The sequence below is a fragment of the Yersinia sp. KBS0713 genome (assembly GCF_005937895.2).
GTDB lineage: Bacteria > Pseudomonadota > Gammaproteobacteria > Enterobacterales > Enterobacteriaceae > Yersinia > Yersinia bercovieri.
Map to the genome: position 1 here is coordinate 2,442,358 of NZ_CP042173.1, position 15,151 is coordinate 2,457,508.

The following is a 15,151-nucleotide window of genomic DNA, read 5'->3' on the forward strand; positions in this document are numbered from 1 at the left end:
TTCTCACAACGGGTTAAGGCATTATTAACATCACGATGTATTAATTAACGGGGTTAAGGTCATTTTTCCCTCATGAGTGAGGGGCAGACGGATCAGCAAAGAAGAGGACGGATTAGAGATGAGATAAATCTTCCAGAGACAAATCGCGCCTTAATGGATTGTGATACTGTTATTATTACGTGGAAGGAGACAGATTACCTTCATGTATGCAAATATCCCTTGTAAATTTTTATGATGGTACTGTGGCTATGTTTTCTGTTCCCTTTCCTGTTATTACTTTGTTTGCGCTATTGGTTTTAATAGTAATGGCGCTATTTCCTGAAAAAAATCGCCACAGCGGTACACTGCGTTTTCTTATCGCCTGCACAGTCCTTCTTTCTGTAAGCACTCTGCGCTGGGAATACCAGTCAGCCATGCTTAGGAACATTCAATCCGTCTTGGCAATACTTCTGCCCCCTCTCGCATGGCACAGTTTCATCTCAATGACTGAAACCAGTAAGCAGCGTCGCTGGGTATTGCTGCTTTTACCCCCAACCATTGCCTTATTGCTCAGGATGGTTTGGCCGGCGGCGACTGATTTCATCCTATTTATCATTTTTACAGGATACGGATGTGGCCTCTTTCGTATTGCATGGCAGGGGGAGCGTAACTTCACGCTGAACCGACTGACGGAGTCAACACAGACGGTAAAGATGGCTTTTTTCGCAGGCTGTTTTCTGTGTATATCTGCACTGACAGATCTTGCGGTTACATTGGACTTCAGCATCACCGGTGGAAAACAGGCTCCAGGTATGATTGTCATTTTCCAAATGACACTGCTTCCTCTCATCGCCGCGGCTATTGTCAGTGCGGGAAGGACAGCTATATCAGGAAATGATAAGCGGGAAGAAACGTCCCCCGAAAGTATTTTGGTACCCGCGGGAGAGTTTGAGGAGATTTATAGTAGACTCGAAAAACACGTTCGTGAAACAAAAATTTATCTTAATCCCGACCTAACACTGAGTATTCTGGCCAGAAAAACAGGTATACCAGCACGACATCTTTCAAGTGCAGTCAATTCTGTAAGTCAGTGCAATGTATCGCAGTGGATCAATGGCTTCAGGATTGAATGGGCAAAGGAACTGCTGTTAAGCACCCTGTTGCCCGTGACGGATATCATGCTGGAGTCTGGATTCACTACTAAATCAAATTTTAATCGTGAATTTCTGCGAGTTTCTGGTGTGTCACCTACCTTGTTCCGACAGAAGATGCAGCGTAATCAAGCGTAGAATTCAGGAATGCACTGATCTTACCAACCAGATTTTGATGAATATTCGATCTCTTGGCATTGAGGCCATCTTGGCAAACAACATCGTCACCAGGTGATTCTTCGTTTAGGATATTTTCAGCGCCGGGTTTACAAAGCTGCATGAAACTGAAATGTGTCGCGCCTTCAACGATCTCATATTGCCTCCTGTTTGGATTTATTTCGGAAGCGAGGTATCCAGACTCCTGTCCTGCGGGTAATTCTGCTAATCTGTCCGCCTGCGCAGCTAAAATCAGGACGGGAATATTAATAGCATTCAGGCTTTTAGGGGTAAAACCAGGTGCTAATCCTAGATCAAGAGAGACGACAGCCCGGATCCTTGCATCCCTGTTATTTGCGGATATTTTTTCCAGGGAAAGCGTTTCATTGATGCCAAGTTTTTCTGTTAACCGGCAATCGCCCCGTTTGGGATGGTTTTGACAATCGTGGATAAACAGGGAGGGCTTAAATCGCGCACCCGCTAGCGACATTACTGTCCATCCGCCAAGAGAATGCCCTAAAGCAGCAATACGTCCCTTGTCCGTTGCCCCGAAAAGTGCGGGAGAATCTATGACGAAATCAATAACCCGAGAAATATCGTGCGGACGTCGCCACAACTTTTTAGCATCTATCGGATTCTGATCAAAAGTAGTAGTGCCTGGATGATCCGGGGCGGCAACAATATATCCCTCTGCAGCCATCGCCGCAGCAATCCAGGACAGATTCCGCCAGTTTCCGTTATATCCGTGTGAAATAACCAAGAGAGGATGTACTCCAGGTAATGGTGGTGCATCGGGGTTCACCATAACGCCAACGAAAGCGGGATTACTTCCTATATTAACTGTTCTTCCCTCAGAAGAAGCTGGATACCACACAGTCAAATTTAGAGTTTCGGACTTTGGGTCGGATAGCGTTATCTGACGAAAGCCCGGAGATGCCTGCACTTGTATGCAGTAAAGGAATACAGACAATAAACAAAAAGCTCGTATGCACATCATAAATAATCCTGTAGCGATGAATTGTGCAACTTGTATATATCAGATTCGGTATCCAGGCGTCCTGGAACACGATTGAGGTCGTGAATTGGGTTTTTTCCGTCATTTTTCATGTACATCTCTGACATCAGGGTGCCTGAGTATTACTCCTATTGCGAATGACATGCTTACATATGGTGGCGGTGATAATGTCCGCTTTTGGCACCCAGTTGCCGTAGGTAAGGAATAAAGAGCAGCTTCGAGCGAAGAACGGACTTACTGACCATAAAGTATGTAGAGGCCACCATGCCACTATGAAAGTATGATTAAAATCAAATTGTGTCTGCCCAGATGGCCAGACCATAGGTACAAAATTATCTTTATAAAACCATCCTGCTAAGCAAAATACAGGCATTAATATGATTGAAGAAAAGTCAAATACAGCCGATAACGCATCTGTCTACTAATTATTGTATTTAACATGGGCAACGAACTTACACACAATAAAGGACGATATGAAATTAAATAAAACCGTCATCGTAGCTGTAATCTCTCTGGGGCTTACAGGGTGCGCTAATGTATTACCTCTTGATTACAAAGACTACACAGGAAGCGATGCTGCGACCTTGTATGTACTTAACCGTGAGGGAAATGTAGGCACCATCTATCTAGGTTCTTACACCTTCAACAGCAAAGATAATTGCTACGATATGTCTGATCGCTATGAACTTGACTCAAATATCTTTCAAGCTAAAGGTAATGTAGTGGTTAGTAAGATAAAACCCAATGTCCTATACTCTGTTTCACAGATCAAAAATGAAGGAGGGGGATATATTCGAAACTCTCATTCATCACTAATTCCGGAAGCAGGGAAGTACTATTATATAGCCTCGGGCAGCAAAGCCATTCAAGTCCCCGCAAACTTCACCCCGAACGCATCAGTAAACTCCGATGACGTAATCAAAAATCATGCTAAGAACCCAGTTAAGTATTGGAATGTAAAAAATATTTGCACCCGTCCATTCTGGAAAATTGGTTGATTCATAGAGTTATGACTCCCAGATGAGACTACTTTTGCGTTGGCAATTCAAGCCATCTATACCGTGGCCAGGATGAAAACAACACAGGGGTCAGAAGAGCCAAATGAGAAAATTTCATTTTTTATTCTTTCGCATCAAGCTGAAGACTGTTGCGCACCACCTTATCCAGAAATGATGCAGGTGCGAATCTGAGAATAAAATTCAATTTACCAGCCAGCGTTCCCGCCGTGTAGCGCACCTTCGGGCGTAAAGTCTGAGCAGCTTTAACCACCACGTCAGCCACGACCTCCGGACTTTCCGCTTCGGCCATTGCTTTGCTAACCACTTTCTCCAGCTTAGCCCGGATAAGGTCATATTCTTTAAGCCTGGTATCCGGCTCTAAATTATTGTTTTCAAACTGTGTTTTCATGTAGGCGGGTTCGATGACGGAAACTCTGATGCCCTGCGTACGCAGTTCATGATCCAGTGCTCCCGTATACCCTTCGACCGCATGCTTACTGGCAGCATAAAGTGCCACATACGGCAACGGAACGATCCCCAGTATCGAACCGATGTTAATGATGCGCCCACTGCCCTGACGGCGCATATGAGGGACAACTGCCCGCGTCAATCTGACTATGCCCAGAAAGTTTGTGTCGAAAATGCGCCTGGCCTGCTCGATAGAACTCTCTTCTGCAGCCGCCGGAGCAACCCCAAAGCCCGCATTATTCACCAGAATATCGATCCGCCCCTCTAGGCGCAGCAACTCATTAATGGCGGCCTCTACAGAGGCGTCGTCCGTCACATCAAGGGTTAATAATGGAAACGGATGTGTCCCCGCCAGAGATCCACGGCGGCTTGTGCCATATACCGTATAGCCCGCCGCTAAAAGTTTATGAGCAGACGCTTCGCCGATACCTGAGGAAGCGCCGGTAACCAGTGCTACACGTTTTTTTGTCATGCTGAATAAGACCTTCATGATTTGTTTGAGGTTTCACATCGCTGATGAGACGACATGCTGTAAGGAATTTATGTCGGATTGCCTCTCTGCAGAACCGCGGAAGATGGTTTTGCAGAGTGCACCTCATTAACTAAAGCGCTTTATATCGCTCTGCGGCTTCAGCTTGTTTGATGTCCGAAAGCAGAGCCTGACGCGCTGTATCCAGGGCATCCCAGCGGTCAGCATTATGTAAAGGTGGGATGGTGACGAGTTCACGGCGATCAAAACCAACCAGCGCTGCGTCAACTAATTCACCCACTGCCATCATTTTGGACGAGTTACTGATGTCGATACCCGCACGATCCCAAATTTCCGTGTAAGTACCGGCAGGGAGCACCGCCTGGATATAAATGCCCTTAGGCGACAGCTCCAGATCCATTCCCTGAGACAAGAAAAGGACAAAAGCTTTGGTTGCGCCGTAAACCGTCATTGCAAATTCCGGGGCGAGTCCGACGATGGAACTGATATTGACGATCGAACCATCTCCGGCCTTTACAAATCGTGGTGCCACGGCGCTGGCAAGTCTCGTCAGGGCGGTAACGTTAAGCGCGATAAGACGTTCTATCGACTCAGGCGTCTGCTCTGTAAAACTGCCGGACTGCGCGATACCCGCGTTATTGGTAAGAATGCCTATCCGCGCGTCTTCACGCAGGCGAGCTTCGACCGTCGTTAAATCCGCCGCTTGCGTGAGGTCAGCAGGAAGAACATCGACAAAAATACCATTTTCCTGTCGCAGACGATCTGCAAGTGTCTCTAACTTTGTTTTGTCGCGGGCGACCAGAACAAGGTCGTGTCCCCGGCGGGCGAACCGTTCAGCGTAAACAGCACCAATACCCGTTGATGCGCCTGTAATGAGAACTGAAGCTTTGCTCATAAGTTGATCTTCTTTATTAATGTGTAAACAGAATCCGCAATGTGCGATGCAGCTAGAACCGTGACATTCACCGATCTACTTGCTGACCGCGGTAAGCGACGGGTTATAGGGTTGAAATAGTGGTCGGTGCGTCATGTTTATTCGCCTGCTAATTGGTTGGCTAAGGTGCCAATGTAATGATGATGATCATAATCTATAAAGTCAACCGCTTTGATTATGGTCATCATCAATGTATACTTAGCCCTATATTTTGAGAGGGGCAGGAAAGCATGAAAGTGTCAAAAGAGCAGGTTCGGGAAAACCGAATGCGCATTGTTAAAACGGCCTCAGAACTTTTTCGTGAGCGCGGTTACGATGGCGTGGGAGTTGCGGAGCTCATGTCAGCGGCAGGTTTAACTCACGGAGGTTTCTACAAGCACTTTGGTTCCAAGGCTGATTTGATGTCAGAGGCGATGAGCTGCGGTTTTTCACAATCCGCAGAAAGTACTAAGGGTGTGGACCGGGAAAAATTTGTTGAATACTACCTCTCCCGCCAGCATCGCGACTCTATGGGAAAGGGGTGCGTGATGTCGGCACTCGGCACCGATACAGCACGTCTGTCTGAATCCATTAAGGCAACATTTGAGGCCGGAATTGAAACTCAGTTGGCCCTGTTAGCGAATGATAATGCAGCGAAAAGCGGGACACGTGCCGACCTAATTGACACCCTTGCACATCTTGTCGGCGCCCTGGTGCTGTCCCGCGCCTGCCCAGATAACTCCGCGCTGGCAGATGAGATTTTGGATGTTTGCCGCTCTCGTATTCTCAGTCAGGAAGTCCTTGAGGATTGAACTTCCCAGGCATCAGGGATTCATTAAATTATTTCACAAATTTTTATGTCACGTCTTAATAGCATGCTTTATAGGGCAGTATTCCGCCTTCATACCATTTATCAAACCCACGAATTTGACTCTTATGTGGCCCCATCAATCAAGAAAATCTGAGAAATCGATTTGCCCCACTTCAATAAGTCCAAGGTAAGATCTGTGATGTCCGCTGCTGGCCAAAGCAGACAGGCTGAAAAGCTGTCTTTATCTTGCTAAAAAGATCATTGAGGATCGCTTTAAGTGCTACCGCAAGGACCTGCCGCGCCCGGTTCCGCCGGGCTTGTCGAAGACAAAGAATGCAGAACAAAACCAGCCTTTTCCGGGTTCCGGTATTAGCGTTTGTTTTCAACATGTTCTAGCAGAAGATGGATAATCTCATCCTCCAAAGCAGGAGGAATTTCATGACCCATTCCCGCGATCAGCTCCAGCCTGGCGCCCGGAATAGTCACGCTGATATCGACCCCCGCCTCGGGTGGAAACAGCGGATCGGCAGTACCGTGGATCACAAGCGTTGGGACAGTGATGCTTCCTGTGTCACCACGAATATCCCCGGTATCGATTTAACGTGCCCTGCGCATTAGTAGCACTCGCCAGCAACTTTTTATCGGTGTGCTTATTGCTAATGAGGTAGATGCCCGCTGTTGTATGATCCTCTTTATAGCTCCGCTTGAGGGTCTTTTTGTCTGTTTTTTCAATCATTTTTTTCATTATCCTGGCTAAAAGCTAACTGCAGTGCGTACATGCGAATATCCTGCGGCCAGGTTGCGATGCAGGTGATAAAGCCTTGCTCATCATCGGCAAACAGGGCGCGCAGGCTTGCTTCATAATCCGTAAAGTCACCGGCGATCTCTTGTAAAAAGTTATAAGCCCGCTCATGGCGATTTCGCCTAATGTCATCCTTATTATGGGTTTTCATGGCTTGTTCGATAAGGCGGCGTATCGCGGCGGAAGCTCCGCTAGGCTGCGTTGCAAGCCAATCCCAATGGCGTGGTAGCAATGTAACTTCTTTTGGTAAAACGCCCAGCTTGGGTCTGCCACGAGATTTCACTACCGGAGTTTCTCTCAGTTCCGGGTATGCGTTCAGGGCGGTGATTTCGTCACCGTTGATGTCAATATCAAGGCGTTTTCCGTTCTGATCGTTAAAAATAAAAACGGGCTCATTACCTCTGTTCATGGCCTTTATCTGATGCAGAAGCTCACTCAGATTGCCATGGGCAATCCGGCGTTGTTGCTGAAAAGCGGTAAGACTATATGCAGGCATAGTACGATCTTTTTATCCGGGTAAAAATGGCATGATACACTGCTTTTAGATGTTTTTGAATTTTATCCGGGTAAAAAAAATAAGTGCTACCTATGCGCCGTTACATCATCGTACAGCGAGTTCAGTCCGCCAGAAAAGATGCGTTAACGTTAGCCACTATTTTTCCCAGATTATGCAATGAGTTAACAAAGTCAGACGTTACTTGCCGACTCGCTCACCAAAGCATTTGTTAAAGCATTGAAGGCAACGGATCTGGTTTATGACGTATCCCCCCCCCAGTTTTCACGAGATCCGCAGCCTGGCATCGCGGCTGTATGAAGCGGAATACGGCAAAGAATTTGCGCAGAAATTACTCGGTCACAAATCGATGAAAATGACTAATGTGTACCTGGATTCTCGCAAAAATGAGTGGGTAGAAATTTAGGCCGAGTATAGGATTTCGTGGAAATTTCGTGTATTTTCGTGGGTTGTAAAAAAACACTAATAAAATCAACAAATTAAAAAAAGACCGAATACGATTCCTATTTCAGAAAAAATTAAATAATTCCATTTAAAATCAAACAAATAAACTAAAAAACCTCAATAAAATACCTTCGTTTACCTTATTATTTCATCCTTTAAATTCATATAGTTATCAATAAATTCGGAACCATTCGGTAATAATTCGTATCGAAAAGATGATCGGGCATCAATAGTTATCATTTGATGAATGTTCTGCTTCTGATATGGCGCAGGTTGAGACCCCCCCCCCATTTTGCAAGTCCGGTTGATACGAAAATTACTAGCTACACACATGAATAGGGCGGGCATTTAAACCCAGCTTGTGTTTATGCTTTAACTCAATATGCATCACTACCCCAACAAATACGGACATCACTTGAAACGTTCGCTGACTATTCCTTTACAAAATGTTAGTATTTATCAAACGAAGAGTAATAGAGTATTTATGGATGAAATATAGAACAGATATTGATGGGCTTAGAGGGTTAGCGGTTATAATGGTCCTTCTGTTCCATACTGGATTTAGTGTATCTGGCGGATTTATAGGCGTTGATGTTTTTTTTGTTATCTCTGGTTTTTTAATAACTGGGATACTTTTGAATGCGGCGGAAAAGAAAAAGTTAAATGTTATAGAGTTTTATAAAAGGAGGATAATAAGATTATACCCTGCGCTATGCTTAACAATAATCCTAACCCTTACTGCTGGGTTTCTGATTTTTGACCCAGAACCATTATCCGAGTTAGCAAAATCAGCTTTATTTGCTGTTACTTCTATTTCAAATATATATTTCAAATCGAATGGTGGATACTTTGGTCTGAGTTCAGACCTAAAGCCTCTGTTGCATACATGGTCTCTTGGTGTAGAACAGCAGTTTTATCTTGTATGGCCCTTCGTCATTTTGACTGGTGCGCATTTTGGCAGGAAGGTCCTGTTTATTTCATTACTAATTATAACATTAGCATCCTTAGCCCTATCTCAGTATTATGTATCAATGAGTTCGCCTCGTGGCTATTTTTATATGCCAATGCGCATGTTTGAGCTTTCTCTTGGTGGCTTGCTTGTTTTTTCAAAGTCAAAAAATAACAGTGTGACCGCTAGTAACATTCTTTGTGCAGTTGGAATATTACTTATAATTTATAGCGCCATACAGTTCAGTGAACTCACACCTTTCCCTGGCATTAATGCGTTAATACCATGCGCTGGAGCTATGTTGTGCCTTTATTACGGCAATTCAAAATATTCAGGGAAAGTATTAAATAATAGGATTATGGTTTTTGTCGGAACAATATCATACTCACTATATCTGGTTCACTGGCCAGTGATAGTTTTTTATAAGTACTTAATATTCATAAGACCAAATACTTACGACAAAATTGCCATGATCGCAATATCATTCCTTATTGCTATCCCAATGTACTATTTTTGTGAAAGTGTTTGTCAAAAAATAAATCAAACAAAATCAAATGCAATACCTACTTTGATTCTTACCTTAATGTCTGTTTTTGCCATATCTATAAGTAGCAAATATATATATTCAAATTCTGGCCTACCTTGGCGAATCAATGAAAATTACAGAGAGATGGTTTATAATTCACCTAAATTCCATGAGAAATATTACGGTGGTGCTGGATACTTAATGGACCAGACTATTGGTAATTCAAATAGGAAGATAGTGGTAGCTGGCGACAGCTATGCACAACAACTATTGCATGGCATGGAAAAGTATATATCCGATGATGTTGAGATATTAGGCCAGTTCGCACATGGATGCATATTTGGTGAGGGAATTACAAGAATGCTTGATGGTAAGCCTAGGCAGGTTTGTATTGACTCTTATCAAAAAATGATCTCACTTCTTGATGGTAATAACTATCCGTTGATTATTTCTTTTTCTTGGGATTCATATTCTGATATGACCACAAGAAATAACGGAGATAAAATAAAATTCAAAAATGATGATGAATATTATTCATTCATGTATAAAAATCTTGAGGGTATAAAAAAACGCATTGGTGACAATCGGAAAATGATAATAGTTGGAAATCCTCCGTTAAACAACAATCACCCTAGTTATTCTATGTCTGGTTGCTTATTTAGACCTGAATACATAAAAACATCATGCATGTCCATGTCTGAATTTAAGCTATCTGACTCAAAACCGAATAAAGTAAATGAGTATTTACTAAGGTTTGCAAACAACAACCAAAATACTTATTTTATTAACCCTTCAGATGCCTTGTGCAATGATGGGAGTTGCAATGATATTATTGATAATAAAATTATATATTCAGACGGAGTACATCTATCTATATTTGGCTCTGACATTTTAATTAATAAATTTAAAGATAAGATAATGTCATTTCTAGATTAATTATCGTGTGCTGCCATGAGCAATAAAACCAAATCATGACAGCACATCATTTATTTTCCTGAGATGTCAGGTTTAATGTTTTTCGACAGGTGTTCTCCTATCTCTTATTCAGTTGCTTCTCTAGCTTAATATAATCAAATTGAATAATTTAGTATTAATCTGGCATGATCGGCCATTCAATATCTGGCGCTTTTGATATATCGATGCGGTTCAGTAAAACGCGGTAAGTTTTCCACGCTGTAAGCAGTGCTGATTCATCATCTGATGCCATGCTGGTATCTACCGCATCTTGCAGTGGTGCAATCTTCACCGCCGCTGTATTTAGTAATCGGGTTTTCTTTTCTTCCGCTTCCTGCGTTGCCGCGGCCTTTTGCAAGACTTTATCCGTTACCCACTTTGCGCCGCTCCACTTATCGTAATGGGTCTGCGGAGCCAGTAACGTCAATGTGTCCGGCAACTCGCCAATAAAGCTGATTTCTTCTGGTTGACCGGTTTCAGTGCTGTATGCAGTCTTGCCGCGCAAGTCGTCAACTATTTCCCATGCATTGCCAGTATCGTTTCGACGCACGGCCTTATCTGGTTCTGTGGGTAATACAGGCGAGTCAGCATAACCGCTAGCGGGCAAGCTAACGCCCAACGGTAGGTACTCATTATTGACGCCGATAAACTCTCGCGATTGGGTGTCTGCACTATAAACGGCAATCCAGCCAGCACGAATAGCGAGGCCATTTGCTCCAATCTGCGCGGCTGGGATATCTAGTGAATATTTAGTCATTATATGGCTCTCACAATGTAGTTGAATGCGATGTTTCTCATACGTGTTTCTGCTGCTGTGCGTGCAACACGAGAAGCATCGAAGGTAATACCACCAATATTTCCAGCGAGGGTAGACTGCTGCCCTAGTGCGTCATTTACCTCCATCGCGCCAAATGCGCCGGTTGCCGTAACCCCCGCAACTTGTTTACTGCCACCCATAAAAAAGTTGCCCGTGATGTTTTGCAATGCGTCAAGCTGCTGTGACAGCAATACTCGTCCCGCGTCTACCCCTCGTCCGTCGTCCCAGCCTCTAATGGCATTCCCGCGCATGTCGGGGAGTACACCAGATGGATAGACCAGTGCTAATTTCGGGTATGTGGCTGTGCTAAATGTGGAGCCGTTGCACTTTAACCAGCCAGTCGGCGCAGCGGATAATGGGTATGGAAGAGGTATTCCAATCGGAATTAAGCTTCCGTCACCCAAACCAAGGTTTACGAGAGCCTCCGCAACAGTAGCCCCGCCCGTCCCGCCGCCCGATATGGGCACCGGATTAGCAGAGTTCCAATCTTGATTAAAAGTAAATACCCTTGAACCTGCTGCCCCTACACACAATAGCTTATAAACTTTAAAGTTAGCCGCTGAACCAGTGTCTGGAGTCAACTCTAATCCCATTCTTGGGCCATTTATTGTAGAAATATAAATCACTCGAATACTAACGCGAGTGCCTGCGTTATAAGTCACTCCTTCAGGGGGGGTTACCCAAGTGTCATACCTTGTGACGTAATTAGCTCCCGATATGAACGCAAAGTTCTGCCAGTCAAAGTTCGCGATATCAGGCTGCATTGGCAATCCAATACCCATGGTGGTCAGGGTGAGATTCTTGAGTGTTGCAGCCACCGCCGCAGGGCCAGCCGCCGCGATTTCAGCAAGGTTATTAGCAGTCTGCAAATATGCACCTGGTTCCTCTTTCCGCCACACACCAATATCTAATGAGCCAGTGGGTTCTACGCCGGTGTTTTCTGATAATGCAATATAGCTATTGCCACCGTGGCTCACTCTCGCCCCTGCCTGGTAGGGGGCATCGGTAAACCAAATTAGCTGCCCAAGGTTTTGCAATTCCTGTAAGGCTAAATCTACCCGGTTATGCCACCAGTTTTCCCATTTGGCTTCTGGAGGATCTTCTGATGCACCCCCTGCCCAACCACGAGCAATCAGACCATCGCCGGGGCGTTCAAATTGTGCAGGCACACTGGCCCACGGCTGATTAAAGCTGTCATTTCTTGCCATATATTGGCTCCAATTAGATATAAGCGCCCATGCCGTATGGCTGCGCGTCGAAGGTGCCTTTATAGGCAAAGGGATGATGGTTAACGCGGATTAAGCTGGCTTTGACGCCTTGCGGTCGGGGGATTAAATCAAATAGCTGAATGAGCACTAAGACATTGGCAGGGATCGGTTTATCGACCCAGATAGTTTTCATGGTCATATCCTGCCCATCAATGATGGCGGAATTAACATCCAGAATGTAATCAACGGCGGTTTTGATTTCATCCAAGGTGGCGTTGGTGTTGTTTTTCTGGATCTTGGCTTTGATTAATACGCGATAGAGATAATCCGATACCGGAACTTTGCCGATTTGTTCATGCGGCGCTTTATACGGCGCGACATTATAGGGCTGTGCGCCGCCGGTACCGTTATAAGCAAATATCGATAAGTAATCGCTGCGGATGAGTGGCCGCTCAGTAAATCCGGCAATGCGGCCACAGATATCCAGTTGATCGCCCTCGGCATTATCAATATCCAACAGGTTATTGATTTTAGTGATCTGCTCTTCCAGTGCAGATTGGCTGATGTCCGGTAAAATACTGATCCATTCAAGCAGCTTCGGCGCGTTTTTATATTGCAGGTAAATCCGTGACAGCGCTTTTTTGCGGTGGTTATACATAAACCACCTCGATATTCTCAGTACTGAACACGCCGAGCTGATTAAAGGCTATTCTCACTGCACTCTCATTGATCTGTTCAACAGCAGTACCAACGGTAATCGCATTCACAAAACCATTACCGGCCACCAGATAATTGACTGGGGTAAATAAACGGCCCGCACCAATACTTTCACCAATTTTAAAGCCCAATTTAGAAAAGCCATTGGTCTGATCAAAACCGATAATGCTGTAATCGACAATCGCCTGTTTTATCTCTTCGTCAATAAATTCGCTATTACTGGCGATCTCAACCCGTACATAAACCGGTATTAGTTGGGGGCGAAAAAAGGTTACGGTGATCGGGTTACCTTTTGGGGTAACAGTATCCAACGAGATTTTATTAGGGAAAGTGTTATAACGGTTTAACCCACAGCCGGGGCTTTTATTGATGGCAATACTGTTAATAACATCCTCGATGCTGCCACCATCAACAAATATCGCCATTGAGTGACCGAGCACCCCATTCTCGTCGGCTTGATCCTCAAAATTTTCATAAATCCGCACTCGTTTAACATCATCAATATTGACCAGCGCCGCATAAATATTATCAATCTGATTGGAGCCAGGTAATGCCACTGATTCATTGCGCCGGATGCGAAATGCATTATTGGTTTCTATATCCAACCCCATTGACGCTGCAGTGTTATTTGTCACCGCCGTAATGCCGCCGATCGATGTGGCAATAATGGTCAGATTATGACTATTGGCCCCCTGCGCCCCTGCCAGCGTACAAGTGACATTCACCGTCGCATTCCCTGCCGCGTCAGTAATAACATCACCATCGGTCGCCCATAAGGTATTAGTCGCCCTATTTCTGATTAATGTTCCGGCATTGATCGGAGTAAAAGCGATACCGCTAAAATTAACGGTGGCAGTTGAATAGGTCGTACTTTTGCGTTTGATTCCAGCGAACGCAGCAATGCGGTCTAATTGTTGGTCAATCGCTGAGTTGGGATCGGCTGCGTGATAAGCATTAATTACCGCTTCATCCAAATTAGCTAATGCCTCACACCAGACCGCTATTGCCAGACCATCTGGCGATTCCGGGTTAATATTCCAGCCATCATCAATAGCAAGATAACGCTGACGCATAGTATCCAGATATTCACTCAGCGTGGTGCCGCTAGCCCCGTCACGATTAATGGTTGCCATTAGATAAGATCCTCAGTGAACAGGAAATCAAATGCGTCGTTATTAATATCAATCACCGCGGCAAATATCGTTATTTTGCGATTCTTCATATCGAGATCCATTTCAAAGCGGTTAATGGTCAGCACGCCTTTGGCCGCCAATAAGCGCTGTTTAATATTGGCTTCAGCAATATCGCGTGAGGTTTTGCCCAATATGCTTTGGAACCACGGCGTTCCCTCGGTGGCATCAAGAAAATACTCGCCAAGAAATAACCGTAGGCAGCAGATCATGGCTTGCCGGGTTTCTTCTTTGCCGCTAGCAAACTGGCTGCCGTGGGTAACAATGTCGCCATTTTGGAAATTGCGGATCACAGTGCCTCCGGAAACAAAAAGCCCCGGCATAAGCCTGGGCGATAATAGGTAGGATTCAATCAGGGTAATGAGCTATTGCGGCCCATCAGTGCGATCATTGCCGTGTTGCACGCCGCCATGGTCGTGATCGCCAACTTCCAGCTCGCCAATCGCCAAACCACCTTGAGTGACCTCAGTACGGCCATTAAGGGTGGTTTGCCCATTATTGGTAAATTCAGGGCCGCTATAACTCATGCCAGATTCGGTAAGCGCCAATGTGGTACCGCCAGCCGCCAAAGTCATTCCACTATCAGTGAGGTGAATACGCACCCCGCCACTTTTGTTACTTAAACCAATACCCTCGGTCGGCAAGCCCGCAATCGCGGTTTGTTGTGAGCGGTAACCGGGAGCAAAGAAAGCATCGGACGGATTAAACATCCGTGCATCCAGTGGTGCTACCGGCCCACCCTGACTAAGCCAATTGTCGATAGAACGCTGGCTAAAATGAATATAGCCCTCGGTACCCGTAGGTAATTCATGAAAAACCGTCCATTCGGCACTGCCAGAAAATTGCACTGGCACATGTTCGATAACGGGCAGTGTCTTAAATTGGCCGTCACCGATATGACGTTGAATGCCGCACTCCACCACTGCGCGTTGCAGATCGGCGTTATAGCTAATGACTTTGCCGGGCATGCCGATCATCAAGTCACGCACCATATCGCGCTTGAGCAGCATCATGGTGCTATACAGCGGATTGCTCTCAATCATCATTAC

At 45.2% G+C, this 15,151-nt stretch carries 15 protein-coding genes and 1 pseudogene; 5 read left to right on the plus strand and 11 right to left on the minus strand.

Going from position 1 to position 15,151, the window contains the following annotated elements; translation table 11 throughout:
- Positions 1–248 precede the first annotated feature (248 nt).
- A complete protein-coding gene (locus tag FFE93_RS11450) occupies positions 249–1,268 on the plus strand; it encodes a helix-turn-helix domain-containing protein (RefSeq protein WP_032897061.1) in 1,020 nt (339 codons plus the stop codon).
- On the opposite strand, the gene FFE93_RS11455 is transcribed toward FFE93_RS11450, so the two are convergent.
- Positions 1,228–2,283, minus strand: coding sequence for an alpha/beta hydrolase family protein (locus FFE93_RS11455; RefSeq protein ID WP_005272455.1), 1,056 nt, complete (start codon positions 2,281–2,283; stop codon positions 1,228–1,230). The two genes, FFE93_RS11450 and FFE93_RS11455, sit on opposite strands and share 41 nt — an antisense overlap.
- A 491-nt stretch (positions 2,284–2,774) precedes the next feature.
- On the opposite strand from FFE93_RS11455, the gene FFE93_RS11460 reads away from it, so the two are divergent.
- Positions 2,775–3,299 carry a hypothetical protein gene (locus FFE93_RS11460; RefSeq protein ID WP_032897027.1) on the plus strand — a complete coding sequence of 175 codons (525 nt, stop codon included), beginning with the start codon at positions 2,775–2,777 and terminating at the stop codon, positions 3,297–3,299.
- Between the two features lie 121 nt (positions 3,300–3,420).
- Here FFE93_RS11460 and FFE93_RS11465 read toward each other — a convergent pair whose 3' ends face one another.
- Together FFE93_RS11465 and FFE93_RS11470 are read right to left on the minus strand one after the other, a co-directional pair.
- Positions 3,421–4,239: an oxidoreductase gene (locus FFE93_RS11465; RefSeq protein WP_049602858.1), complete on the minus strand. Its 819-nt coding sequence runs from the start codon at positions 4,237–4,239 to the stop codon at positions 3,421–3,423.
- Between the two features lie 130 nt (positions 4,240–4,369).
- Positions 4,370–5,152, minus strand: coding sequence for an SDR family NAD(P)-dependent oxidoreductase (locus FFE93_RS11470; RefSeq protein WP_138775142.1), 783 nt, complete (start codon positions 5,150–5,152; stop codon positions 4,370–4,372).
- Between the two features lie 269 nt (positions 5,153–5,421).
- Between FFE93_RS11470 and FFE93_RS11475 the strand changes: the two genes are divergently transcribed.
- Positions 5,422–5,982 carry a TetR/AcrR family transcriptional regulator gene (locus tag FFE93_RS11475; protein ID WP_138775143.1) on the plus strand — a complete coding sequence of 187 codons (561 nt, stop codon included), beginning with the start codon at positions 5,422–5,424 and terminating at the stop codon, positions 5,980–5,982.
- Between the two features lie 570 nt (positions 5,983–6,552).
- Here the strand turns inward: FFE93_RS11475 and FFE93_RS21520 are convergent.
- Together FFE93_RS21520 and FFE93_RS11485 are read right to left on the minus strand one after the other, a co-directional pair.
- Positions 6,553–6,717: a hypothetical protein gene (locus FFE93_RS21520; RefSeq protein ID WP_186367647.1), complete on the minus strand. Its 165-nt coding sequence runs from the start codon at positions 6,715–6,717 to the stop codon at positions 6,553–6,555.
- Positions 6,710–7,279, minus strand: coding sequence for a DUF2239 family protein (locus FFE93_RS11485; protein WP_005272469.1), 570 nt, complete (start codon positions 7,277–7,279; stop codon positions 6,710–6,712). Before FFE93_RS11485 ends, FFE93_RS21520 begins: the two co-directional genes overlap by 8 nt.
- Positions 7,280–7,538: 259 nt before the next feature.
- Between FFE93_RS11485 and FFE93_RS11490 the strand changes: the two genes are divergently transcribed.
- Positions 7,539–7,703: a tyrosine-type recombinase/integrase gene (locus tag FFE93_RS11490; protein ID WP_233420385.1), complete on the plus strand. Its 165-nt coding sequence runs from the start codon at positions 7,539–7,541 to the stop codon at positions 7,701–7,703.
- Between the two features lie 526 nt (positions 7,704–8,229).
- Complete coding sequence (locus FFE93_RS11495; RefSeq protein ID WP_186367648.1) at positions 8,230–10,152, plus strand: acyltransferase family protein; 1,923 nt, start codon at positions 8,230–8,232, stop codon at positions 10,150–10,152.
- A gap of 154 nt (positions 10,153–10,306) precedes the next feature.
- Here FFE93_RS11495 and FFE93_RS11500 read toward each other — a convergent pair whose 3' ends face one another.
- The 6 genes and pseudogenes from FFE93_RS11500 to FFE93_RS11530 form a co-directional block, all read right to left on the minus strand.
- Complete coding sequence (locus FFE93_RS11500; protein WP_138775145.1) at positions 10,307–10,927, minus strand: tail fiber assembly protein; 621 nt, start codon at positions 10,925–10,927, stop codon at positions 10,307–10,309.
- Positions 10,927–11,406: pseudogene (locus FFE93_RS21960) on the minus strand (phage tail protein); the annotation flags it as partial. The pseudogene FFE93_RS21960 and the gene FFE93_RS11500, both read right to left, overlap by 1 nt.
- 802 nt (positions 11,407–12,208) lie before the next feature.
- Positions 12,209–12,853, minus strand: a complete 645-nt coding sequence (locus tag FFE93_RS11515) for a DUF2612 domain-containing protein (RefSeq protein WP_019079691.1) — start codon at positions 12,851–12,853, stop codon at positions 12,209–12,211.
- On the minus strand, positions 12,846–14,045 hold the full coding sequence (locus FFE93_RS11520; protein WP_138775146.1) for a baseplate J/gp47 family protein: 1,200 nt from the start codon (positions 14,043–14,045) through the stop codon (positions 12,846–12,848). Before FFE93_RS11520 ends, FFE93_RS11515 begins: the two co-directional genes overlap by 8 nt.
- Positions 14,045–14,395 (minus strand): hypothetical protein, encoded by a 351-nt coding sequence (locus FFE93_RS11525; protein ID WP_049603932.1) that lies wholly within the window; start codon positions 14,393–14,395, stop codon positions 14,045–14,047. Before FFE93_RS11525 ends, FFE93_RS11520 begins: the two co-directional genes overlap by 1 nt.
- A gap of 72 nt (positions 14,396–14,467) precedes the next feature.
- Positions 14,468–15,148: a Gp138 family membrane-puncturing spike protein gene (locus FFE93_RS11530; protein WP_261368994.1), complete on the minus strand. Its 681-nt coding sequence runs from the start codon at positions 15,146–15,148 to the stop codon at positions 14,468–14,470.
- Positions 15,149–15,151 lie beyond the last annotated feature (3 nt).

What these genes read in the sequence shown, in the direction of transcription:
- FFE93_RS11470 (WP_138775142.1), bottom strand. Translation starts at nt 5,152, where the DNA reads ATGAGCAAAGCTTCAGTTCTCATTACAGGCGCATCAACGGGTATTGGT.
- FFE93_RS11500 (WP_138775145.1), bottom strand. Translation starts at nt 10,927, where the DNA reads ATGACTAAATATTCACTAGATATCCCAGCCGCGCAGATTGGAGCAAAT.
- FFE93_RS11515 (WP_019079691.1), bottom strand. Translation starts at nt 12,853, where the DNA reads ATGTATAACCACCGCAAAAAAGCGCTGTCACGGATTTACCTGCAATAT.
- FFE93_RS11455 (WP_005272455.1), bottom strand. Translation starts at nt 2,283, where the DNA reads ATGATGTGCATACGAGCTTTTTGTTTATTGTCTGTATTCCTTTACTGC.
- FFE93_RS11460 (WP_032897027.1), top strand. Translation starts at nt 2,775, where the DNA reads ATGAAATTAAATAAAACCGTCATCGTAGCTGTAATCTCTCTGGGGCTT.
- FFE93_RS11465 (WP_049602858.1), bottom strand. Translation starts at nt 4,239, where the DNA reads ATGACAAAAAAACGTGTAGCACTGGTTACCGGCGCTTCCTCAGGTATC.
- FFE93_RS11490 (WP_233420385.1), top strand. Translation starts at nt 7,539, where the DNA reads ATGACGTATCCCCCCCCCAGTTTTCACGAGATCCGCAGCCTGGCATCG.
- FFE93_RS11530 (WP_261368994.1), bottom strand. Translation starts at nt 15,148, where the DNA reads ATGATGATTGAGAGCAATCCGCTGTATAGCACCATGATGCTGCTCAAG.
- FFE93_RS11495 (WP_186367648.1), top strand. Translation starts at nt 8,230, where the DNA reads ATGAAATATAGAACAGATATTGATGGGCTTAGAGGGTTAGCGGTTATA.
- FFE93_RS11450 (WP_032897061.1), top strand. Translation starts at nt 249, where the DNA reads ATGTTTTCTGTTCCCTTTCCTGTTATTACTTTGTTTGCGCTATTGGTT.
- FFE93_RS11485 (WP_005272469.1), bottom strand. Translation starts at nt 7,279, where the DNA reads ATGCCTGCATATAGTCTTACCGCTTTTCAGCAACAACGCCGGATTGCC.
- FFE93_RS21520 (WP_186367647.1), bottom strand. Translation starts at nt 6,717, where the DNA reads ATGATTGAAAAAACAGACAAAAAGACCCTCAAGCGGAGCTATAAAGAG.
- FFE93_RS11520 (WP_138775146.1), bottom strand. Translation starts at nt 14,045, where the DNA reads ATGGCAACCATTAATCGTGACGGGGCTAGCGGCACCACGCTGAGTGAA.
- FFE93_RS11475 (WP_138775143.1), top strand. Translation starts at nt 5,422, where the DNA reads ATGAAAGTGTCAAAAGAGCAGGTTCGGGAAAACCGAATGCGCATTGTT.